This is a genomic window from Roseiflexus castenholzii DSM 13941 (assembly GCF_000017805.1).
In the GTDB taxonomy this organism is placed as follows: Bacteria; Chloroflexota; Chloroflexia; order Chloroflexales; family Roseiflexaceae; genus Roseiflexus; species Roseiflexus castenholzii.
Genome location: NC_009767.1, coordinates 1,543,449 through 1,566,613, shown reverse-complemented (window position 1 = coordinate 1,566,613; position 23,165 = coordinate 1,543,449). Strand labels below are relative to the sequence as shown.

The window sequence follows — 23,165 nt, the reverse complement described above, 5'->3', positions numbered from 1 at the left end:
ACTAGATTCCGTCTGATCAGGAGGATCACATTCCATGCCAAAGCAGTTGTATTTCAACGAAGAGGCGCGCCGCGCGCTCAAGCGTGGCGTCGATATTGTCGCCGATGCCGTCAAGACGACGCTCGGACCGCGCGGGCGCAATGTGTCGATTGACAAGAAGTTTGGCGCGCCGACCGTGACCCACGACGGTGTAACCGTCGCCAAAGAGATCGAACTGAAGGACCCCTTCGAGAATATGGGCGCGCGCCTGCTGGTTGAAGTCGCTACCAAGACGAACGATGTCGTCGGTGACGGTACGACGACGGCGACGGTTCTGGCGCAGTCGATTGTCAATGAAGGCTTGAAGATGGTCGCCGCCGGCGCCAACCCCATGCTGATCAAGCGCGGACTCGACAAGGCGGTCGAGGCGGTGGTTGCGGAGTTGAAGAGCGTCGCCATTCCGGTGCGCGACCGCGCCGACATTGCACACGTTGCGGCTATTTCTGCCGCCGATAGCGAGATCGGCGATCTGATCGCCGAGGTGATGGAGAAAGTCGGCAAGGACGGCGTGATCACCGTCGAGGAGAGCAAGGGCATTGCTTTCGAGAAGGAATACACCGAAGGCATGCAGATCGACCGCGGCTACATTTCGCCCTACTTCGTCACCAACCCGGAGCGAATGGAAGCCGAACTCGAAGACCCCTACATCCTGATCACCGACAAGAAGATCAGCAGCATCCAGGACATCCTGCCGGTGCTCGAGAAGGCATTGCAGGTCACCAAGAACCTGGTCATTGTCGCCGAGGATGTTGATGGTGAGGCGCTGGCGACGCTGGTGGTCAACAAACTGCGCGGCACGATCAACGCGCTGGCGGTCAAGGCGCCTGGTTTCGGCGATCGGCGCAAGGCGATGCTTCAGGACATCGCCATTCTGACCGGCGGTACGCTCATCAGCGAAGAGATTGGCCGCAAACTCGACAGCGCCACAATCGAGGACCTTGGCCGCGCGCGCCGCGTCGTGTCGGACAAGGATAACACGACGTTTATCGAAGGGCGCGGCGATGAGCGCGCCATTCGCGCGCGCATCGAGCAGATCCGTGCGCAGATCGAGACGACGACCAGCGACTTCGACCGTGAGAAGTTGCAGGAGCGGCTGGCGAAGCTGGCGGGTGGCGTGGCCGTGCTCAAGGTTGGCGCGGCGACTGAGCCGGAGCTGAAGGAGAAGAAGCATCGCGTCGAGGACGCGCTCTCAACGGCGCGTTCGGCAGTCGAAGAAGGCATTGTACCCGGCGGCGGCGTGGCGTTGCTCACCGCAATTCCGGCGCTTGATCGGGTGCAGGTGACGTATGAGGACGAGAAGTACGGCGTGCAGATCCTGCGCCGCGCACTCGAGGAGCCGATGCGTCAGCTGGCACGCAATGCCGGTGAGGACGGCGCGGTGATTATCGATACGGTGCGCCGCCTCCAGAAGGAGAAGAATGATAAGAATATCGGCTACAATGTATTGACCGGCGAATTCGGCAATATGATCGAGATGGGTATCATCGACCCGGTGAAGGTGACCCGCTCGGCAGTGCAGAACGCCGTGTCGATTGCCGGTCTGTTGCTGACGACCGAGGCGCTGATTGCCGATATTCCAGAGGAGAAACCGGCAGCGCCGACTCCGGGCGGCGGGATGGACTTCTAAAAGGGGCTTCATGAGAGGCGGTGTTGAGCCGTTGCTCTGCAACGACTCAACACTGCGATACCAGGGGGGAAGATGGCGCTTGCCATCTCCCCCTGATGTCTATTCAGCGTCTACCGCCACGAACTCAACCATTCGCTCAGCGACAGGCGCGGCGCCAGACGTGGCGCCGCAGCACGCGACATGGCAAGGTCCCACACCATGCTGGCGATCTCGAATGCCGCCTGCGGGCGCCCGGCAGATCGAGCAGCGTCCGCTGCTGCCTGACGCGCTGCGGGCCAGGCAATCCAGCGCTGCAACGCAGCGACGAATTGCGCGGCATCCGGTGTGTACTGCGCCGCGCCGCGCCGCATCACATACTCCAGGTTGCCCGCCTCCTGCCCTGGCGCTGAGCCATAGATCAGGAGCGGACGCCCGACCGCCAGCGCTTCGCTGACGCTTAGCCCGCCGGCCTTGGTGGCAATGATGTCGGCCGCATACATCATATCCGCCAGCGGGACAAAACCGTAGATGTGTACTGGATTCTTCCACTCGCGCGCCCGCAGTCGCGCCGCAAGATCGCTATTGCGACCGGCGATCACTGCGATTTGAAGGTTCTGACATGCTTCATCGGCGGCGATCGCCAGTTCCGCCAGCGGACCAACCCCCGCGCCCCCGCCGGAGATCAGCACGGTTACCAGATCGGTGCGCCACCCCAGATCACGCCGCACCGTGGCGGGATCGGCGCGCTGCGCAGCAAACCGCGGATGCACCGGGATGCCGACAATCTGCACCTGCCGCGGGTTCAGCCCGCAACTCAGTGCGCGAGTGCGCACCTGTGCGTTTGGAACGATACACAGATCATCGACCGGTGAAAACCAGGTGTGATGAACATGCCCCAGATCGGTGACAACCGTCATCAGCCCGGGGCGCCCGCGCGCGCCGCGATAGGCATCGGCAACCAGCGCCGTAAAGAGTGGATACACACTGATGACGACATCCGGCGCGTGACGCACTAGCAGGCGGTGCAAGGCATCGCCGATCGCCAGACGCATTGCGCCGCGCAGTAATGCAGCATACGCGGCTGCATCGGTCAGCGTGTGCGCCCGATCATAGCGTTCCGGCGCATGCTGGATGGTTGAAAGATAGAATGCTTCTGCGTGACGGAGCAATGATGGGCTGGACGGTTCGTGCAACGGATTGGCAATCGTGACCTGCACGTTGTGACGATAGACGTGCAACAATGCTGCCTCGACCGCCTGCGCAGCGCTGCGATGACCGCTCCCTGCATCAGTTGTCAGTATCAGAATGCGCACAATGCGCATAAGCGTCTCTCCTCCTGTGTGTGCTCCTGGTCGTTAGTTAGACGTTCATGATTGTTTTACTGTTTCAACGTCCACATAGACCACCGGTACACCAGAATCATCACCAACGAGTGCGCAGCGCCGCCAGGCGCTCTGCTGCGGCATCGATGGTCTCCAGCCGCTTGGCGAAACAGAAACGCGCCAAACACGGCGCACTCGCCGGATCGCTGTAGAACACCGACGTCGGGATCGCCGCAACGCCAATGTCGGTCGTCAACCAGCGACAGAAGGCACGGTCGTCGGTCCAGCCAGTAGCGCTGATGTCGGCAGAAATGAAATAGGCGCCCTCCACCGGCAGCACCGGCAATCCGGCAGTTTCGAGCGCCTGTTCCAGTCGCGCCCGGCGTTCGCCGTAGTCGCGCAGCAAGTCGCGGTAGTAGCCGTTGACCGACGCCTGTTCCAGCGCTGTGGCGATGGCTTCCTGCAACGGCGATGCTGTGGCGAACGTCACCCACTGATGCGCCTGACGCAGTGCATGGTTCAGATGCGCCGGTCCGACCGCGTAGCCGATCTTCCAGCCGGTGACGCTAAAGGTCTTTCCAGCGCTGTTGAGCGTCAAGGTGCGCTCCCACATGCCGGGGAGCGTCGCCAGCGGAATATGCGCCGCGCCGTCGAACACCAACCGGTCGTACACTTCGTCGGTAATGGCGATCGTGTTGTACTCCTGACAAAGATGGGCGATGAGTTCCAATTCGGTGCGGGTAAAGACTTTGCCGGTCGGGTTGTGCGGCGTGTTGAGAATGATGAGCGTCGGTTTGCGCGCGAAGGCGGCGTGCAGTTCCACCGGATCGAACCACCACGCCGTATGATCGGCGACGGGCGGATACAGGCGCACCGGCAGCGGCGTGCCGCCTGCCAGCGTAATATCGGGCACATAAGCGTCATACGCCGGCTCAAAGATGACGACTCCATCCCCCGGATCAAGGAGCGCCAGCATCGCATCGCAGAGCGCCTCCGTCGCGCCGCTGGTGATCGTCACTTCGCGCTGCCAGTCCACTGCGCGGCCATAGTCGCATTCCCACTGCGCGGCAACCGCCTGCCGCAGGCGGGGCAGACCGGGCATCGGCGCATACTGGTTGATGTCGGCGCCAATGGCTGCGGTTGCCGCTTCCTTCACAAATGACGGACCCGGAAAATCGGGGAATCCCTGCCCCAGATTGATCGCGCCGCGCTCCAGCGCCAGCGCGCTCATCTCGGTGAAGATCGTCGTGCCAAACCCTGCCACACGGCGGGCAAGCCTGCCGGACATGCGTTCGCTCCCTGCGTTTAGCCAATGATGTGTTACGCGGTTCTCTCTATGGAGTATCGTACCATACCTGGAGCATGTGTGCAGAGTCGGCGCCATAAGGGGAACACGGACACAACAGACTTCTCACGAATCTGCCGGTGAGTGAACGCCATCGACCCGTGCGAATGGGTCTCAACACGAATGGTCATGCGGCATTCTGACGCTTTGGGCTGAAGCCCTTGCTCAGGTCAGGCAAGCCCTTTCGGGGCTTTCATGGGCCCGGCAAGGGCGCCGGCCCGCAGCGATAGAGTGTTGTCTGTTAAGTCATACCTGCACCCCTGTACCCGGCAGATGCGTGCGCGTTGAAACGAACAGTCTGGTATGGTACTATGCCAGCAGTGCAGGTCATACGAGGGGTTGTCTCGCGTCCCGTTCAAGGTATTGGTTATGAGTGCGCCAGATGCACGTCTGCGGCAGCGGCTGAGTAGTTTCAGAAAAGCCTTATCGCGGCTGCACGAAGCAGTGAATCTCGCCGCCGAACGTCCTCTTTCCAGGCTCGAAGAGCAAGGGCTGATCCAGGCATTCAAGTTCACCCACGAACTGGCGTGGAATGTACTCAAGGATTTCCTGGAACTGCACGGCGTGGCGCCGCTGTACGGCTCCAAAGATACGACTCGCGAAGCATTCAAGCGCGGGTTGCTGGATCAGGGCGATCTGTGGATGGATATGATTCGTGATCGCAATCTAACATCGCACACGTATAACGAAGAAACAGCGGTATTGATAACCAGATCAGTTATACAACACTATTTCCCTCAATTTGTGACATTATCCGACAAGATGGAACAATTGCTCGCTGAGATGCCATGAAATACGGTTTGAACGACTCAACCATAGAACAGGCTTGCCGAATTCTCGCCCATTATCCACAGGTGCAAAAAGCCGTGCTCTACGGCTCTCGCGCGCGTGGAAACTGCAAGATCGGATCCGATATTGATCTAACTCTGATCGGCGGCGATGATCTGAATCTTGCTGTTTTGGAAAAAATCATGGATGAACTCGATGATTTGCTGCTGCCGTATACGTTTGATCTATCGCTCTTCAGTCTGATCGGCGATCCAGAGGTTCGAGAAGAAATCCAGCGCACAGGTGTGGTATTCTATCAACGTCGCAATGACGCTTGAAAGAATTGTCATTTGGTCTTATCTTGACCGACAGCGTCTTCTGATGTATGCTGAGGAGCAGAAAGAACGTTCAGGGGCTTCAGGAGGTGATGAGGTCGCACAAAGGTTCGTGAGCAGCGCATGGACTGCGGGACGCACAACCCGCAGTTGACGAGGCGGAGGTTCCCTGTCGCGCGACAGGGCTAACGCCGATACTATCGGCGGAACATCGAGAGATCAGCGGATGCCTCCCAGGCGCGCCGCCGCCTGTAAGCGCTCCAGCAAAACCATCCGGCGACGGGTGACACAAATGGAGCGTAGCGAGCGCCTTCCAATACAACGCCATGGCGCTGCGCCCGCCCCGCGCAGTCGGGTGTTGTTTCCATCAGCATCATACCAGGAGTGTCCGGCATACTCGAAGCCTGCGGCACAGGGGGGATCGATTGCGGCAACCCTCCCGCTTGCCTGTTTCGAGCATCAGACTGCCCAAACTCTCCACTTCGCTCAGCGTAAGATTTTTCCAGCAGTACCGGAGAGAGTCGGCGTGAGGAACGCACAGGCATCGGGATGCAGCACACGTTTCTCACCGCTGAAACATGTCCCCTGAGAGGATCAGAGGGTGAGAACAAACACACGTCGAGACGCCAGGAATCCGCATGGCACGAAAGGAACTGCTCATGTGTGGCATCGTTGGATATATCGGACCGCGCGACGCCAGCGAGGTGCTGCTGCACGGTCTGGGACGGCTCGAATACCGCGGCTACGACTCGGCTGGCGTTGCAATCGATGATGGTCAGCATCTGCAATTGCGGCGCAGCGTCGGCAAACTGGCAAACCTTGCGGCGCAGTTGCGCGAATATCCGGTCAACGGGCGCTGCGGCATCGGGCACACCCGTTGGGCGACGCACGGCGGCGTTACTGAGGAGAACGCCCATCCGCACCGTGATGCATCAGGAGAGATCGTGGTCATTCAGAATGGGATTGTCGAGAACTATCTCGAACTGAAGGAACGACTGATCGCCCACGGGCATCAGTTCGTTTCACAGACCGATACCGAAGTCATTGCACGGTTGCTGGGGGAATACTACGATGAAACCGGGTCGCTCGAACAGGCGATGCGCCGCACGCTCGCCGAATTGCGCGGCGGCAACGCCGTCGTGGCGATGACGCGCCGTGAACCGGGGCGGATCGTTGCCGCGCGCCTTGGGCATGCGGGCGGGATTGTCGTCGGACTGGGCGATGACGAAATGTTTGTCGCTTCCGATGTGCCGGCGATCCTCGATTACACCCGGCGCGTCGTCTTTCTCGACGACCGCGAGATTGCGGTGCTCGATGCTGGCGGCGCAACGATCTCGCGGCTCGATGGAACGCCGGTTACCCGCGATCCTATGAGCATCCCATGGGACCCGGTTTCTGCCGCCAAAGGCGACTACAAGCATTTCATGCAGAAGGAAATCTTCGAGCAGCCGCGCGCGCTGACCGATGTGTTGCGCGGACGGATCGATCTCGACCATGGGGCGGTGTTGCTTGATGAATTGACTTTTCGTCATCAGGAGTTGCGGCAACTGGAGCGTATCTATGCCATCGGCTGTGGGACAGCGTGGCACGCGGCGCTGGTGGCGAAGTTCGCTATCGAAGCGCTGGCACGATTGCGCGTCGAGGTCGATTATGGCTCAGAGTTCCGCTACCGCGATCCGCTGATCGGTGAGCGCGCCGCAGTGCTGGCAATCACACAGAGTGGCGAGACAGTCGATACACTGGCAGCGATGGAAGAGGCGCGACGGCAAAATGCGAAGAGCATCGCCATCGTCAACGCTGTTGGGAGCCAGGCGGCGCGGCTGGCGGACGGCGGGGCGATCTATCTACATGCCGGTCCTGAGATCGGCGTCGCCTCGACCAAAGCGTTCACCACCATGCTGGTGGCATCGTACATGCTGGCGTTGCGGTTGGGCGCAGTGCGTGGCGTGCTCTCCGCCGACGAAGTACGCCGCTACATTCAGGCGCTGATCGAACTACCCGGCAAGGTTGAGCGCATTCTGGAGCGTCAGAGCATCTACGAAGAACTGGCGGAACGGTACCACGGCGCACGCGACGCGCTCTACCTGGGCAGACAGGTCAACTACCCCATCGCGCTGGAAGGCGCGCTGAAACTGAAAGAAATCAGTTACATCCACGCCGAAGGGTACCCGGCAGGCGAAATGAAGCACGGTCCGATCGCCCTGATTGATCGTGATCTGCCGGTCGTGTGCATCGCCATACGCGACAGCGTCTATGAAAAGATGATCTCGAACATCGAGCAGGTGCGCGCGCGCGGCGGGCACGTGATTGCGATTGCGGCCGAAGGTGATACGCTGATGGCATCAAAGGCGGACTACGTCATCGAGGTTCCGCCCACGCTGCCGCTGCTGACACCAGTGCTCACCAGCATCCCGATGCAACTGATCGCCTATCATATGGCGGTGCATCGTGGGTGCGACGTGGATCAACCACGCAATCTGGCAAAAAGCGTAACGGTCGAGTGAGCACAGTAGAGCGATCAAAGCAGCGCCGTGGCTATGCTACGGCGCATTGCCAGCCGCGTTGTCTGCACCCGCTGCACCGGTCTCGCCCGACCTCGACGGTCTTGGGACTATGAATGGCGCCGACCGACCGGAAGCGCCGACATCCGGCGAGACCATGGGAGCGTAACGCGATCAAGAGCCCCAGACCTGTTATAATACCGGGTCGGAGCGATGAGGTTGACCATGACGCTCAAAGAACCAGAGCAAACCGGCGTGCTGGTCATGGAGTACGGTGAGCCGACAACGCTTGCCGACGTGGTTCCGTATCTGACAGCGCATTATCATGGGTATCCGCCGTCGTCAGACGATGTCGCATATATGATCGAGCGCTGCCAGCGCGTGTGGAGCGGCACAAGCGGTGACTCCGCCGCCAGACGATTGGCGACGGCGCTCGCCGATGAACTGGCACAGCGCTATGGTTCACGCTTTCAGGTGGTTCTTGGCGCCCGACACTGGCATCCGACGGTCGCAGATGCGCTTGTCCATCTCGTTCGGGCAGGGTTGAATCACGTCGTGGCGTTGCCGCTCAGTCCGGTCGCTTCGCAGATGAGTCTGCGCAGTTACCAGGAGACGCTCGACCGCGCTCAGGAGAACCTGGAACGAGCAGTGCGGATGCACCTGATCCCCGACTGGTCCGACCTGCCGGGGTATGTGTCGGCGTTAACGACAAATGCCGTCATTGCGCTGGAACACCTCACGGGACATGATCGCCGCAATGTGGCATTGCTCGCCATTGCGCACAGTGTTGCCGAAAGCGCGCGCAAGCCCGAAACAGACTATCAGTGGCGGTTGCGCCGGATGATGCAGCGATTGGTCGCCACGCTTGGCTGCGCTGCCGGGTATCTGGCGTACTACGGCGCCGAGGGACCGGGGCAATGGCTGGGTCCTGATACGCTGACGGCGCTTGAGGAGATCGCCTGCGCTGGCTTCGGGCATGTGCTGGCGGTTCCGATCAATACTGTGTACGATAACGTCGAGGTTTGCTATGAACTCGACGTTCGTATGGCGGAACGAGCAACAGCGCTTGGGCTGAAGTATGCGCGCTCCGCTATCCCCAATGCCGCCCCTGCGCTTGTTGCCGATCTTGCGACGCTTGTGGCCAACACAGCGATGGTCTTTGATACTCCCGAATGAGGAACAGCATGACTACCACTCCTGCGCGTCGCTGGCCCGGTCGGCGCGCAATCGTCACCGCAATCGGACTTGTGCTCATCGTGGCAGCGTGCGCTGCGGGCATCTTTCTCTTTCGCGGCGGGCAACCGGCGCCGGCGCGCAGTTATGCGTTGGTCAATCCGCGGGTTGACACGCTGATTGCGACAGTCAACGCGACGGGACAGATCGCTCCGGTTCAGACGGTCAATCTCAGTTTTGCGGTGACCGGGCGAGTCGCTGAGGTGCTGGTGCGCCCCGGCGATGTGGTGGAAAAGGGGCAACCACTGGCGCGACTCGATACGCGCGAACTGGAACTGCGTCTGACACAGGCGGAGGCGCAACTGGCGCAGGTGCAGGCGAACCTCGACCGCCTGCTCGCCGGTCCTTCATCGGCTGAGATTGCTGCCGCCGAAGCGCAACTCGCACAGGCTGCGGGCCAGTTGCGGCAGGTGGAAGGGAGCGTCACAACTGCGGATATGCGCGCTGCCGAGGAACAACTGCGGCAGGCGGAAGCGCGCCTCAATCAGTTGCTCAACGGTCCGCGCGAATCGGACGTTCAGACCGCAGAAGCGCGCATCCGCGAGGCCGAACTGAATCTGGAACGTCAGCGCGCCCAACTCTCCGCTGCGAAAACCAACGCACAGATTCAACTGGAGCAAGCGGTCAACCAGTTGACCCAGGCACAATCGCGCTACTCAACGGCGAAACAGAACTGGGAGTATGTGCGCGAAACCGGCGCCGACCCGATTGTGCGCACCGTAGCCGATCCAAACCGACCGGGACAGACCCGCCCGAACATTCTGAACGACTCGCAACGCCAGCAGTACTACGACGCCTTCGTTCAGGCGGAAGCGGCGCTGCGCAGCGCTGAAAACGCTGTTGCTCAGGCGCAGGTGAATTATGACAACGCGCGTCTGGCAGAGGCGAACGGAGTCGAACTCGCCGAAGGTCAACTGGACGTCGCGCGCGCGAACCGTGATCTCCTTTTCGCCACCCCTGAACCAGACGTGCTCGCAGCGGCGCGCGCGCAGGTTGCCAGCGCCCGCGCTGCGCTCGACCGAATGCGCGGCGATCAGCGTGGGGGTCAGCTTGAAGCAGCGCGCGCCGCCTTCGAGGCAGCAAAGGCAAACCTGGAACGATTGCGCGCCGATCCGCGCCCGGCCGACCTGGCAGCTGCCCGCGCACAGGTCGATGGCGCGCGCGCCGCGCGCGATCTGGCGCGACTGACCCTTGACGAAGCGGTGCTCAAAGCGCCGTTCAGCGGAGTTGTTGCCGAGGTCAACCTGAAAGTAGGGGAAGCGCCATCGCCGGGACGTCCTGCGATTGTGCTCGCCAATCTCGAGCGTTTTTATGTCGATGTGACGGTGGACGAGATCGACATTACGCGGGTCAGCGTCGGTCAACCGGTGACGCTGACGCTCGATGCGTTGCCAGAGGTGACCCTGGCAGCAACAGTCGAGACGATTGGACCACTCGCGCTGCCGCAGGCGGCGGTCACTTCGTACCAGGTGCGAATCGGCATTCCCAACACCGACCCACGGGTGCGCGCCGGCATGTCGGTCGGCGCAGACATTGTGGTCGCGGAGCGTGAGAATGCGCTGCTGGTGCCCCGCCGCGCGGTGCGCAACGATCGCGGGCGCCTGATCGTCGATGTGGTGCGCGATCCGGGATTGTGTGCGACGCCGCCAGAGCAGCGCCCCGCGCGTCCCGATCTCGAAGCACGGGAAGTGACCGTCGGGCTGAGCAACGACCAGGCTATCGAAATCCTCAGCGGTCTCGATCCGCAGGTCTGCGTCTATGTCGAAGGCGTCGATCAACGCTTTACGTTCTTCACCGGTCCGCCTCGCGCGCGGTAACGACAGAGGAGCACAGTGCAACCCACAACACTCCTGGCATGCATCGTCAGACGGTACCCGCGATATACCGCATCCGCACGCATGTCGTTGGTCAGGTCAGGACAGGCGGCAGAGCGCGGTATGGACACCAGAGTTGAGAACCGTGTTCTGCCGCACCTCCGCACGCAGCAGAGGGAAGTACCGACACGGTACATGCCAGGTGCTGATACACCGAAACTCGCACAGATGTTCTTTCCATCCCTCAATCTGTTGCGAGAGGGGAGCAATTCCCGACGGATAATACCAATGACCTGTGACCATCCGGCATGGTCACCCCGAGCAGCGCGAGGGGTCGTGCGCGACCCGCGCAGATTCCGCGCTGCGTTTACCCTGAGCGAAGCGAAGGGCTCGGAATGACACGCATGCGGCATCTTCAATCGTCATTGGTATAACACGGGGAAAACTACACTCACGCCAAAGATGCCACTTGACGCACCGGCAACCGCTGACGTACACTGTACCTTGTCGAGGGCAACAAGCGTATGCCACGGCAACGGTGCAATACCAGGAAAGGAGCGCTTCCCTCATGACCGATTATAGCAGCAATCGCCTGGACCTTCCCGATCCGGTGGTGACGGCGCGCGGGCGCGGCGTCACCGGAATGGAGTACCAGATCATCGGGACGACGATGCAGGCAGTCATCCTCGAACTCGATCCCGGCGAGACGGTCTACTCCGAGTCGGGCGCGATGTCGTGGATGTCGGGCAATATCCAGATGGCGACCAATACGCGCGGCGGCGGGCTTGGCGGGATGTTCAAGCGCGCCATCTCCGGCGAAAGCCTGTTCCTCAATGAGTTCACCTCGGTCGGCGGCAAGGGCATCGTCGCCTTCGCGTCCGACTTCCCCGGCAAGATTGTGCCGGCGCCGCTGCGCGAAGGGCAGACGATGATCGTCCAGAAACAGGCGTTCCTCTGCGCCGAGAAGACCGTGGGACTCGACATTCACTTCCGCAAGCGCATGGGGGCGGGGTTCTTCGGCGGCGAAGGGTTTATCATGCAGAAGTTGACCGGTCCAGGAGTGGCGTTCGTCTGTCTGGACGGCGAGATCGTCGAGTACACGCTGGATGCGGGGCAGGTGCTGAAGGTGGACACCGGGCACGTGGCGATGTACGAACCGACGGTCGAGTTCGACATCGAGATGGTGAAAGGGTTCAAGAACATTCTGCTCGGCGGCGAAGGGCTGTTCCTGACGACGCTGCGCGGTCCGGGGCGCGTCTGGTTGCAGACCATGCCAACGACGAACCTGGCAAAGGCGATTGCGCCATACATCGTCACCACGTCGTCGTAATCGCCTGACAAGACGTGTAATCCAAGGCGACGACTCTGGCGAAGGAGCGTCGCCTTTGTATGTTTACGCCGTCAATCTTTGTTGACGATGTAGACTGGCTGGGCTTCCGATGACAAAAGAACGTAAAGAACTATCAATCCCGCAGTGATCATGAGCACAATCATACCGAAAAAGGCGAGAAGAGCAGCAACTCCGATTTGCAACAGCGTTATCACAATGGCATAGAACAGATTGGTTTTCCAGATCGTGTATGTAATAAGTCCAACAGCGATCATGCCGCCAATCATCATCAGGATCAACCCATTCAACACATCTCCCCCGTTTCTGATCGCCTCGTCACACCAGTATGATCCGCCAAGGACAAGTACAGCGGCTGCCAGCATAACAAGAGAAGTCCTGAGAAAATCGTAGCCAAATTCATCAAAACAGTGATCATCGAACTTCCTGATAAGGAAACCGATCAGCAGAATGATAGCAATGATGATGAGAACGAGTGCGATAACGCCGAGAATTGTCAGGACTAACATTAGTGCGCTCCTTATGTAAAAAAGAAAGCTTTCCAGCACGTTGGGCCGATCGCTGCACGCGACGTTCTGACCTCATAGTACGAACCGCACGTTAAGGCGGAGTGTTGATGGTCACTGATGAATAACAGGAGAATCTGACCATCACACTGCCGATTCTGGGATGGAATGTCCATGGGTGAACGTGATGTCCCAAGAGACAAGCGGGATGGACGCCGCCAGCGCACCGTAGCAGCGACACCTGTGTGCGCCCGGATCACCGTCACCATTGGTGGCGAGCGGCGGCATGGGTCTACCGCATCCTCGCTACAGACTACAGACGCACCGACGCCCTCCTCCGATTCGATCAACCCAACCTGTGCATCGGGCGCAGGTAAAGCTGAGAAGATATTTTCCCATCAGGGGGGCGCACATGCTCCAAACCAGACCCATAAGCCGCTTAAGCCAGGGACATCGCAGAACATTACTCAGAAAGCGTTCAAAATGCGCCAGCGCTTTTTCCTCGCCTCCTGCGCTCAGATGCCTGCACCTGCGGAAGAAGTCGCGGTGGAAGTAACCCCGCACTCTTCCAGGAATGTTGTTGTTCCCTGCATCATGCCTTCGATTTGACTTTGCGTCCTCAGCGGATCACGGCGGCGCCGTGGCGCCGCCGATTGTTCCCTGATATTACCAATGACGATTGAAGATGCCGCATGCGTGTCATTCCGAGCCCTTCGCTTCGCTCAGGGTAAACGCAGCGCGGAATCTGAGCGGGTCGCGCACGACCCCTCGCGCTGCTCGGGGTGACCATGCCGGATGGTCACAGGTCATTGGCACATGACGATCAGCAGAGCCTGAGCCTCTGTGCTATACTTAACACGCAACAAGATTTGCCAGAGGAAGCATTTCCCAAGGATAGGGACCATGAGACTCGAACGGTTTACCGAGAAAGCGCAGGAAGCGTTTCAGGACGCGCAGGAAATCATGCACGACCAGCATCACACGCAGCTGGACGTAGAGCATATTTTCCTGGCGATGCTGCGGCAGCGCGACGGGCTGACGGCGCGCGCGATTGCGCGACTCGGTGTCGATGCCGACATGGTTGCGCGGCGCGTCGAGCACGAACTCGAGAAGTCGCCAAAGGTGTATGGTCAGTACGGCTACGGCAATCAGGTCTACATCACGCCACGCACCCAGCGCCTGGTCAAGCGCGCTGAAGAAGAAGCCAACCGCCTGAATGATCAGTATGTCGGCATTGAGCACCTATTGATCGCCATCAGCGGTGAGCGTGAAGGCGCGTCATCGCGCATTCTGAACAGTTTTGGCATCGATCAGGAACGTATCTATCAGGCGCTGATGGACATCCGCGGTCACCAGCGCGCCGACAATCCCGGCGCCGAGGCGCGCTACGAGGCGCTCTCGAAATATTCCATCGACCTGACCGACATGGCGGCGCAAGGGAAACTCGATCCGGTCATTGGGCGCGAGGCGGAGATTACCCGCGTCATCCGCATTCTTTGCCGCCGCACAAAGAATAACCCCGTGCTCGTCGGCGAAACCGGCGTTGGCAAAACCGCCATTGCCGAAGGGTTGGCGCAACGCATCGCCAGCGGCGATGTGCCGCTACCGCTCAGGAATCGCCGCTTGCTGGCGCTCGACCTTGCCGGCATGGTTGCCGGGTCGAAGTTTCGCGGCGAGTTCGAGGAGCGCCTGAAGGCGGTGATGGACGAGGTGCGCAGCAGTGATGGGCAGATCATCCTGTTTATCGACGAACTGCACACCGTCGTCGGCGCCGGCGCTGCCGTCGGTTCGATCGATGCGTCGAATATGCTCAAGCCGGCCCTTTCACGCGGCGAAATGCAGGTCATCGGCGCTACGACCATCGACGAGTATCGCAAGCATGTCGAGAAGGATGCAGCGCTCGAACGACGTTTCAGCCCAGTATTCGTTGAAGAGCCGGACGTCGAAACGACGGTCGAGATGTTGCGCGGTCTGCGCAAACGCTACGAGGAACACCATCAGTTGACGATCAGCGATGAGGCGTTGAAGGCGGCGGCGCGCCTATCGAGCCGGTATATCACGGATCGCTTCTTGCCCGACAAGGCGATTGACCTGATCGATGAGGCGTCCGCCAAATTGCGCATCGACATCTATTCAATGCCAAAGGCATTGCGCGATCAGGAAGCCGAACTGAACCGGTTGCGCCGCGAGGAGGAAGAAGCTGGCGCACGGCGCGATTACGAGCGCGCCGCAACGTTGCGCGCCCGCTATCTGCAACTCGAAACCGAATTCGAGCGCGCGCGCAGCGAGTGGCTCAAGAGTTCCGACCTCGATGAGGTCGTCGATGAGGAGGACGTTGCCGCCATCGTCTCGAACTGGACGGGCATTCCGGTCAGTCGCATGCTCGAAACCGAGCGTGAGAAACTCGTCGATATGGAGGCGCGCCTGCACGAACGGGTGATCGGACAGCACGAAGCGATTGTCGCGCTCTCCGATGCAATCCGCCGCGCGCGCAGCGGCTTGAAGGACCCGCGCCGTCCAATCGGCAGTTTCATCTTTGTCGGTCCAACTGGCGTCGGCAAGACGGAACTTGCCAAGGCGCTTGCTGAGTTCCTCTTCGACAGCGAAGATGCGATGACCCGCATCGATATGTCGGAGTTCCAGGAGCGGCACACGGTGTCGCGGTTGATCGGCGCGCCGCCCGGTTACGTGGGGTACGAAGAGGCGGGGCAGTTAACCGAAAGCATCCGACGTCGTCCGTATCAGGTGGTACTGTTCGATGAGATCGAGAAGGCGCATCCAGATGTGTTCAACACGCTGTTGCAACTGCTCGACGATGGACGCCTGACCGATGCGCAGGGGCATACGGTCGATTTCCGTAATACGGTGATCATTATGACTTCGAACGTCGGCACTGAGCATGTGCGGCAGCAGAACCTTGGTCTGGTGCGCACGCACGACAAAAGCGCTGAAGAAGCCGCGCGTGAGCGGGTGTTGGAGGCGCTGCGCCAGGCGTTCCGCCCCGAGTTCCTCAACCGCATCGACGAGATTATTGTCTTCCACGCGCTGACCGAGCAGGAGTTGCAGCAGATTGTCGATCTGCTGGCGCGCGAGGTCGATGAACGATTGCGTGAGCAGGGGCTGACGCTCGAACTGACGCCAGCAGCGAAGAAAGTGCTGGTGCGCGAGGGGTACAATCCGGCGTATGGCGCGCGCCCACTCCGTCGCACGGTGCAACGCATGGTCGAGACGCCGCTATCGCGCAGCCTGCTGCGCGGAACGTTCAAAGCGGGTGATACGATCATTGTCGATGTGGACCCGCAAACCGGTGAGTTGACGTTCACTCGCCGCGAGACGCTCAACCTGGAATTGAAGAAGCCGGTCGAGCCGGTGAGCGGGTAAACGCAGCGGAGCGATGGTACGCTATTTGCTGACCGGCAAACGCCTGATCGCCACCCTGCTCGTTCTGGTCGGCGCAAGCGCACTCTGTGGATTGGGAATGTGGCAACTGGAGCGCCATGCTCAACGCGCGGCGCTGAACGCACGGATCGCCGACGGGCTGGCGCAGTCTCCGGTTCCGCTGGAAAGTGTGAGCGATCTTCAGGCGCTCGACTATCGTCCGGTGACTGCGCGTGGCGTCTTCGACCCGGCGCACGAAGTGCTGCTGCGCAACCGTTCGCTCAACGGCATCACCGGCTACCACGTGATTACGCCGTTGCGCCTGAGCGGGCGCAACGACGCTGTGCTGGTTGATCGCGGTTGGATTCCGCTGACCGAAGCATCGCCAGAAGCGCGGCGCGCCTTTGCCCCGCCTCGCGGTGAGATGCTGGTCACCGGCATTGCCCGTCAGCCCGAAATCTATGCCGGCGGACCAAAAGACCCGCCGCTCACGGCGGAACGACCGCGCCTCGATGCCTGGTTTCGCGTCGATGTGGCGCGCATTCAGGAGCAAACCCCCTATCCGTTGTTACCGGTGTTTGTTGAGATGCAACCGGTTCCCGATGCACCCCTCACCCTGCCGCAGCCGGTCCCGCCGCCCGAACCGGATCAGGGTCCGCATCTGGGGTATGCCATTCAATGGTTTTCCTTCGCCGTTATTCTGGTCGTCGGGTACGTCGTCTTTCAGCATAGAACGCTGGAAGCGCAGAGGGGTTAATACCAATGACGCTTGACGATGCCGCATGCTTGTCATTCCGCGCGCAGCGACTGGTCATTCCGCGCGCAGCGACTGGTCATTCCGCGCGCAGCGACTGGTCATTCCGCGCGCAGCGACTGGTCATTCCGCGCGCAGCGACTGGTCATTCCGCGCGCAGCGACTGGTCATTCCGCGCGCAGCGACTGGTCATTCCGCGCGCAGCGACTGGTCATTCCGAGCGCAGCGAGGAATCTCAGCGGGTCGCGCCAGACCCCTCGCGCTGCTCGGGGTGACCATGCCGGATGGTCACCGGTCATTGGTATAAGAGCGCAGAAGCGCCCTACTATTCGAGCAACCGTTCCAGGCGCGCAAGAGTATCGCGCAGGTCGCGCGGACCGGGGCGCCGAACGTTGACATTGTGCGCCACAGTGGCCAGGCGCTCGGCAGCCTGCTGATGCTGGAGCGTAATCCCATGGCGCGCGAAGATGCTCCGATAACTCTCGTACCGCTCGCTCAGGAACGCAGCCACCGTCTCAAAACCATGGCGCGCCACTTCGGTGCGACTGGAGTAGCGCATCGGCATCTCGGAGAACATGCGCACATCGTCGCGTGCCGGTTCGATCAGAATAATATCGACATCGGGGTGGCGGCGGTGGATCTGCTTCAGATGGTAATGCAGCGCCGAGTGGAACAGTGTGCGAAAGACCTGATTGACAATCCCGGGCGCTCCCATATCGCGAATGTGAATAGAATTGTCGTTCGCTTCTTCGAGATCGTAAGGAACCAGCGGATTGACACACACAATCAGGCGCGCGCCACGTTCAATCGCCAGGTCGAGGCTGGCATTGCCGCGCACTCCGCCATCAACATAATCGCGGTCGCCAATCCGCACCGGGCGATACACCATCGGCATCGCCGACGACGCAGCGACTGCCTGAGAAATGGGCACATCATCATAGGGCGGAGCGCCAAACACGACGCGCGCACCGGTATCCAGATCGGTCGCAATGATCACCAGTTCGCGGGATAAACGGCGGAAGTCGTTCGTTCTGCCATCACGCGACAGCACCGCACTGAGGTAGCGGTCGAGCGAGCCGATATCGTACAACCCTCCCGGCAACGCCAGGGCAAACGCCTCGATCAGATCAAGCAGCGAGAGGTGCTTCCGCGAAAAGATGAGCGCCTGGAGCGCGCGCAGCGCCACGTTCGGCAGATGCAGCCCCTGCGCCAGAATATCGCGCCCGTTGAGCGTAAAGAGATCTCCCATATTGAGCGGCGCGATACCGTCGAGTGGCGTCTCAAGATGACGCATCAACTCACGCGGCGTCAACCCATTGACCAGACAGGCGGCCACCAGCGCACCCGCACTGGTGCCGATAAACACATCGAAATCGTTGACGCTGAAGTCGGAGAGGAGGTCGTCGAGCGCGCGGAGCGCGCCAATTTCGTAGGCGGCGCCGGTCACCCCGCCGCCCGCCAGAACCAACGCCGTCTTGCTCCGTTGCCGTGTGACGCCACTGTCGCTCATAGCCTCTCCTCTGCGTGCGGCAGCAACGACCGCAGCGTAGTGATGATCGGATACGCAGGCATCAATTCCAACACGAATGCCGCAGCGCCTTCCCAGGATGCTGGAACGCGCTCTCCCCTCCCACAGATCGTATCGTCTACGGAAGAGTGTGGTCCCGACCGAATTCGTTATTTCTTCTGTTGCGCGAGGAGTTGCTCAACGAGTTTCATCAGTTCATCGACCTGCTCGTGCAACCGATCGACATCGCTCTTGCTCGGAAGACCAGGCGCCGTCGCCGTGTCGTAGGAGTCTACCAGCAAAGTGCGCAATCGCTGAACTTCATCATCGTCGAGCCTGCCTGTTTCACGGAGATACGCCAGACGACGTTCGATTTCGGCATTGACGAACCCGATGCCGCCGAACGCCCCCAGAAGTGAGCGCTGCAACCCGCTCAACGTCCCTTCACCGGCGCGGATCAGGCTGGTCAACAGCGATGTCGGCAATCGCCCATGGTCGCCGCGAGTCTGAAGCGCGACCTGTGCGAGAATCTGCGCCGTAATATCCTCACCCGTCTCATTGTCGATCACCCGTACCTGCTCTCCCGCCTGCACCAGTGCAGCAATGCCTTCGAGCGTGATGTACTGTTTGCGGTCAATGTGGTACAGTTTGCGGTTGGCGTACTTTTTGATGGTTTGCATGGGCGCTCTCCGGATCACACAATGCTATTATAACACACCGCGTCAGGAACGCAGCACGTCTGTCAGTCATGGTCCTCTCGTTTGATGATCACCAGTGTGACATCGTCATAGAGCGGACCTTCGGCATGCCGACCAAGCGCCTCGGTAATGGCTTCCAGGATGGACTGTGCGCGACCGGTGCGCATTGCCGCAACCGTTGCGCTCAAGCGTTCGACGCCAAACGGTTCTTCTGCGGCATTGATCGCTTCGGTGACGCCGTCGGTATAACAGACGACGACATCGCCGGGGGCGATGCACACCTCACGTTCCTCCAATGCGATATTTTCAAGCACGCCAAGCGCAATACCGGGAGTATGAAGCGTTTCGACCTCACCATCGGCGCGAAACAGGAGCGGCGGGTTATGCCCGGCGCAGCAGTAACGCATATGCCCGGTATGCGGTTCGATGATGCCGTAGAAAACAGTCACGAACATCCCGGCTTCGGTGTCGCGAGTGATCCAGCGATTGGCGCGGGTCAACGCCGCCGCCGGCGTTGATCCGTCGAGCGCCGCCGCGCGCACCAGGCTGCGCGCCAGCGCCATGAACAGCGCCGCAGGCACGCCTTTGTCGCTCACATCAGCGATGACAAATCCCAGCGGTTGGCGGGCAAAGCCGTCTGTAGCTGAGGGATCATCATTTCTGTCAAATGGTCGCGGCACAGGAAGATACCAGTAATCGAAAAAATCCCCGCCGACCATCCGCGCCGACCGCCAATCGGCAGCCGTGTCCCAACCCGGCAGATCTGGCGCGCGCGATGGCAACAGGGTGCGCTGAATATCGCGCGCCACCCGCAGTTCTTCCTCAAGCCGCGCTGCCTGCGCTGCCTCCTGCGCCAGCAGTGCGCTTTCGAGCGCTCCGGCGATCTGCGCAGCGAACCCGTTCGCCAGGATCACATCACGCGCGGTGAACTGATGGGGTGATGGACCATAATCGAGCACCAGGACACCCAACGCCGCGCCACGTGTCCAGAGGGGCGTCGCCAGCAGCGACGCGCTGCCAAAGCGTTCGATGATCGGGGCGCAGAGATGACCATGCCCGCCAGCGGAGTCGAGCGCCAGCGGCACAACCGTGCGGACCACCTCAGCCAGGAGCGGTGCATCATGCTCGGCAATCGGACAACCGACGAACGTGGCGCGGTCGGCAGCGGGCAACCCATAGGCTGCGAGAGGCGTAAAGGAAGCGGCAGGACGATCCCAGATCAGGCAGTAGCAGCGGTCGCATCCGAGGAGGAGCGGCGGCAGGCGCACCACAGCCGGCAGCAGCGTATCAAGCGATGTCGCGCGCGAGAGGTTCTCGGCGACCTGAAGGAGCGCATTGAGCGTCCACGCTTCCTCACGCTGCGCCTGAAACGCGCGCGCGCTCTTGACGGCAACGGCGACCTGATCGGCGAGAGTACGAGCGACGAACAGGTCGCTGCGCTGAAAGCGACCAGCCTCTGTGCTTTGAATATCGAGCACGCCAATAACATGATCGGCATAGCGCAGCGGCACGGCAAGCTCGGCGCGCGTGATCGAGTCGTCGCCGATATAGCGCGGATCGGCACGGACATCGTTCACCAGCAACGGTTGATCAATCAGCACCACATTGCCGACGATCCCCTCGCCAGGGTTCACGACCATCTGGCGCAAACGTTCGAGCGCCTCGCCTTCGAGTGTGCTGGCGCTGAAATGCAGGCGCCCATCTTCTCCCATCAGAAAAATATGGACCGTATGGTAGCCGAACCGTTCGCGAATCAAACGGACAACCGACGGGAGGAGTTGATCCAGGTCGAGTATCGCCGTAATGCGCTCACTGACGTCCTGGATCGCCTGGAGTTGCACCGCGCGCTCATTAGCGGCGGCAAAGGCGCGCGCCTTCGAAATCGCAACAGCCGCCTGATCCGCCAGGAGCGAGAGCATCCGCAGATCGTCGGCATCGAACGCATACGGTTGATAACTCTGGATAGAAATGGTCCCGATCACCCTGCCGCCATCGAGCAGCGGCACATAGATTCCAGAACGGGGCGGACGCTCGCTCTGATACCGCGGACGCGCCGGCAGGCGATCCATCTCAGTGGCGAAATCCTCGACCAGCAACGAGCGTCCCGTTTGCCGCATCCAGCCAACCAACCCATCGCCGCTCGGCAGATCGACCGTCAACGGCGGCAGGCGCACCCGATCCTGAACGCGCACCACCAGCGTGTACCGGTCACTCTCCGGGTCGAACAATCCCAGGTGGAACGATGAGGTATCGACGACTTTGCTTGCTGCGCGATAGATCAACTCGCTCAGCGCCTCGACATCAAGTTCGGCGCGAATGATTTCGCGGCTGGCTTCGTTCAGCAACCCCAACTCACGGATGGACGCGCCCTGGTTGCGCAGGTTCATCGCCGCCTGCCGCACTGCCAGACTGGCGGCAAGCAAGCCGACAGCGGCAAACACAAAATACCCGGACCCCAGGCGCGTATAAATGGCGGCGAACAGCGCGGCGAGCGGCAGAGGTGCGATTTCGGCTGCCAGAACCGGCGTCCAGGACGATTGCCACCATGTGAGCACGCCGGTCTTGCCACCCTGAATGTATTCGCGGATCGCGCGATTCAGTTGGATCATCGTCGGGTAGCAGAGGATGAACGCCATCAACGCGAGCGCTCCTCCAGGCGGACCATCGGCCAGAAGACGCGCCAGCGCGCCACCTGCCAGCACTGCGGCAGCGCGCACACCACTGCGGAGGATCGGTCGTGCCGCGAGCAGGTAGAAGGTACGTGGACGGCGGTATATTAGCGGCAGCGCGATGCCAAAGATCAAACCGGAAATCCCGGCGATCAGCGCGCCATCGGCAGGACCAAGCGCCAGCGCCGCCGCCAGGATCACAATGCCGGTCAGACTGTGAGGGTCGGCTGGCGGCACGCGAAAGGCTGCGGCTTCTACCAGCAGCGCCAGAATGATGAATAACGCCAGAATGCCCCAGGGCGCAGCGCCGGGGCTGCTGAGAATGAGGGCAGTCCAGCCGACTGCCCCCACAACCAGGCAATACAGGATGAGCCGCCGTTCGCGATTCACGCGTGTTCCTGACCGAATGCCGCCAGCGCCTCATTGCGCGAGGAGTGAATGGCAAAAATCCGGGTGAAGCCGGTCAACTCGAACACCTCACGCACCTGTGGGCGCAGATTACAGAGGCGAAGTTCACCGTTGCGCTCCAACAACTCTTTGCGCGCGAGTAACAGCGAACGCAGTGCCGTGCTGCTAAGAAACGTCACATCATCGAAATCGAGCAAGACATACTCCGCCCCATCGGCAATCGCCCGATGCACCGGCGCAAGCGCCGTCGCTGTTCCAACCGCATCAAGCCTGCCGCTCAATCGGAACTCGTGCGCCTGCACACGTGGCAGAATCTCTTTCACCATCGTCAGAAGATTGCCGTTGGCGTCGTCGAAATCGAAGCGCACCTGATCCATCAAGCGGTTCATCAGATAGAGTCCCAGTCCGCCGGGCTGCCGCTCCTCCAGCGGCGATGAAAGATCCGGCGGCGGCACATCGTCGGGATTAAAGCGCCGTCCATAGTCGCGCAGCGTGATGATCAGGCGGTTGTTCTCGATCCGCCATGTCAGTTCAATGATGCCCGGCTTGCCGGGATCGTACCCATGCTGAATGATATTCGTTGCCGCTTCATCCACCGCCAGTTCGACCTGCCATGCGGCGTGCTCGTCGAGACCAGCGCGTTGCGTCGCTTCTCCGACAAAGGCGCTGATCTGCGCCAGCGATTCAAGGGTAGCCGGGACCGTCAAAGATTCCATCGGAATGCCAGTCATCAGGCGGTGAGCGCAGACTGTGCGCATCATGCGCCGCTGCGGTGGGGCGTTGCTCATCAGTTGTAACCGTCCATCAACCTGGCGTGTAACGGTTGACAGACGCCACCCATATTCCAGAGGTCTGCCCGATCTGTACCATCGTCATTGCGAGGAACGCCAGCGATGAAGCGATTGGGAAGGCGAGAAGGCTGCCTCGCTCGCAA

General features: G+C 60.8%; 18 protein-coding genes. 10 read left to right on the top strand and 8 right to left on the bottom strand.

Annotated features, from left to right (window positions below; translation table 11 throughout):
- Positions 1–34 precede the first annotated feature (34 nt).
- The gene (gene groL, locus RCAS_RS06170; protein ID WP_012119738.1) at positions 35–1,666 is read left to right on the top strand and encodes a chaperonin GroEL; all 1,632 of its coding nucleotides are present in this window, start codon (positions 35–37) and stop codon (positions 1,664–1,666) included.
- Between the two features lie 110 nt (positions 1,667–1,776).
- Here the strand turns inward: groL and RCAS_RS06165 are convergent, their stop codons facing one another.
- A complete protein-coding gene (locus tag RCAS_RS06165; RefSeq protein WP_012119737.1) occupies positions 1,777–2,967 on the bottom strand; it encodes an MGDG synthase family glycosyltransferase in 1,191 nt (396 codons plus the stop codon).
- Positions 2,968–3,067: 100 nt separating this feature from the next.
- Positions 3,068–4,255 carry an aminotransferase class I/II-fold pyridoxal phosphate-dependent enzyme gene (locus tag RCAS_RS06160; RefSeq protein ID WP_012119736.1) on the bottom strand — a complete coding sequence of 396 codons (1,188 nt, stop codon included), beginning with the start codon at positions 4,253–4,255 and terminating at the stop codon, positions 3,068–3,070.
- Positions 4,256–4,681: 426 nt separating this feature from the next.
- On the opposite strand from RCAS_RS06160, the gene RCAS_RS06155 reads away from it, so the two are divergent.
- Together RCAS_RS06155 and RCAS_RS06150 are read left to right on the top strand one after the other, a co-directional pair.
- Positions 4,682–5,104 (top strand): nucleotidyltransferase substrate binding protein, encoded by a 423-nt coding sequence (locus RCAS_RS06155; protein WP_012119735.1) that lies wholly within the window; start codon positions 4,682–4,684, stop codon positions 5,102–5,104.
- Positions 5,101–5,418, top strand: coding sequence for a nucleotidyltransferase domain-containing protein (locus tag RCAS_RS06150; protein ID WP_012119734.1), 318 nt, complete (start codon positions 5,101–5,103; stop codon positions 5,416–5,418). Before RCAS_RS06155 ends, RCAS_RS06150 begins: the two co-directional genes overlap by 4 nt.
- A gap of 194 nt (positions 5,419–5,612) precedes the next feature.
- Here RCAS_RS06150 and RCAS_RS24945 read toward each other — a convergent pair whose 3' ends face one another.
- Positions 5,613–5,810 carry a hypothetical protein gene (locus RCAS_RS24945; RefSeq protein WP_157042569.1) on the bottom strand — a complete coding sequence of 66 codons (198 nt, stop codon included), beginning with the start codon at positions 5,808–5,810 and terminating at the stop codon, positions 5,613–5,615.
- A 243-nt stretch (positions 5,811–6,053) separates the two neighbouring features.
- Here RCAS_RS24945 and glmS point away from each other — a divergent pair, with 243 nt between their 5' ends.
- The 4 genes from glmS (at position 6,054) to RCAS_RS06130 (ending at position 12,293) form a co-directional block, all read left to right on the top strand.
- On the top strand, positions 6,054–7,919 hold the full coding sequence (glmS, locus tag RCAS_RS06145) for a glutamine--fructose-6-phosphate transaminase (isomerizing) (protein ID WP_012119732.1): 1,866 nt from the start codon (positions 6,054–6,056) through the stop codon (positions 7,917–7,919).
- A 222-nt stretch (positions 7,920–8,141) separates the two neighbouring features.
- Positions 8,142–9,092, top strand: coding sequence for a ferrochelatase (locus RCAS_RS06140; protein ID WP_157042568.1), 951 nt, complete (start codon positions 8,142–8,144; stop codon positions 9,090–9,092).
- 8 nt (positions 9,093–9,100) lie between these two features.
- Complete coding sequence (locus RCAS_RS06135; protein WP_012119730.1) at positions 9,101–10,966, top strand: efflux RND transporter periplasmic adaptor subunit; 1,866 nt, start codon at positions 9,101–9,103, stop codon at positions 10,964–10,966.
- A 565-nt stretch (positions 10,967–11,531) separates the two neighbouring features.
- A complete protein-coding gene (locus RCAS_RS06130; protein ID WP_012119729.1) occupies positions 11,532–12,293 on the top strand; it encodes a TIGR00266 family protein in 762 nt (253 codons plus the stop codon).
- Positions 12,294–12,364: 71 nt separating this feature from the next.
- On the opposite strand, the gene RCAS_RS06125 is transcribed toward RCAS_RS06130, so the two are convergent.
- A complete protein-coding gene (locus RCAS_RS06125) occupies positions 12,365–12,820 on the bottom strand; it encodes a hypothetical protein (protein ID WP_012119728.1) in 456 nt (151 codons plus the stop codon).
- Between the two features lie 171 nt (positions 12,821–12,991).
- On the opposite strand from RCAS_RS06125, the gene RCAS_RS24940 reads away from it, so the two are divergent.
- The 3 genes from RCAS_RS24940 (at position 12,992) to RCAS_RS06115 (ending at position 16,952) form a co-directional block, all read left to right on the top strand.
- Positions 12,992–13,426, top strand: a complete 435-nt coding sequence (locus RCAS_RS24940; RefSeq protein WP_157042567.1) for a hypothetical protein — start codon at positions 12,992–12,994, stop codon at positions 13,424–13,426.
- A 294-nt stretch (positions 13,427–13,720) separates the two neighbouring features.
- Complete coding sequence (locus tag RCAS_RS06120) at positions 13,721–16,198, top strand: ATP-dependent Clp protease ATP-binding subunit (RefSeq protein WP_012119727.1); 2,478 nt, start codon at positions 13,721–13,723, stop codon at positions 16,196–16,198.
- 13 nt (positions 16,199–16,211) lie between these two features.
- Positions 16,212–16,952, top strand: a complete 741-nt coding sequence (locus tag RCAS_RS06115) for an SURF1 family cytochrome oxidase biogenesis protein (protein ID WP_012119726.1) — start codon at positions 16,212–16,214, stop codon at positions 16,950–16,952.
- A 322-nt stretch (positions 16,953–17,274) separates the two neighbouring features.
- Here the strand turns inward: RCAS_RS06115 and RCAS_RS06105 are convergent, their stop codons facing one another.
- From RCAS_RS06105 to RCAS_RS06090, 4 genes are all read right to left on the bottom strand, one after another.
- A complete protein-coding gene (locus RCAS_RS06105; RefSeq protein WP_012119725.1) occupies positions 17,275–18,459 on the bottom strand; it encodes a patatin-like phospholipase family protein in 1,185 nt (394 codons plus the stop codon).
- Positions 18,460–18,626: 167 nt separating this feature from the next.
- Positions 18,627–19,136 carry a polyhydroxyalkanoate synthesis regulator DNA-binding domain-containing protein gene (locus RCAS_RS06100; protein WP_012119724.1) on the bottom strand — a complete coding sequence of 170 codons (510 nt, stop codon included), beginning with the start codon at positions 19,134–19,136 and terminating at the stop codon, positions 18,627–18,629.
- Between the two features lie 62 nt (positions 19,137–19,198).
- Positions 19,199–22,213, bottom strand: coding sequence for a SpoIIE family protein phosphatase (locus tag RCAS_RS06095; protein ID WP_012119723.1), 3,015 nt, complete (start codon positions 22,211–22,213; stop codon positions 19,199–19,201).
- Positions 22,210–23,019: an anti-sigma factor antagonist gene (locus tag RCAS_RS06090; protein ID WP_012119722.1), complete on the bottom strand. Its 810-nt coding sequence runs from the start codon at positions 23,017–23,019 to the stop codon at positions 22,210–22,212. The genes RCAS_RS06095 and RCAS_RS06090 overlap by 4 nt, the downstream gene beginning before the upstream one ends.
- Positions 23,020–23,165: the final 146 nt, after the last annotated feature.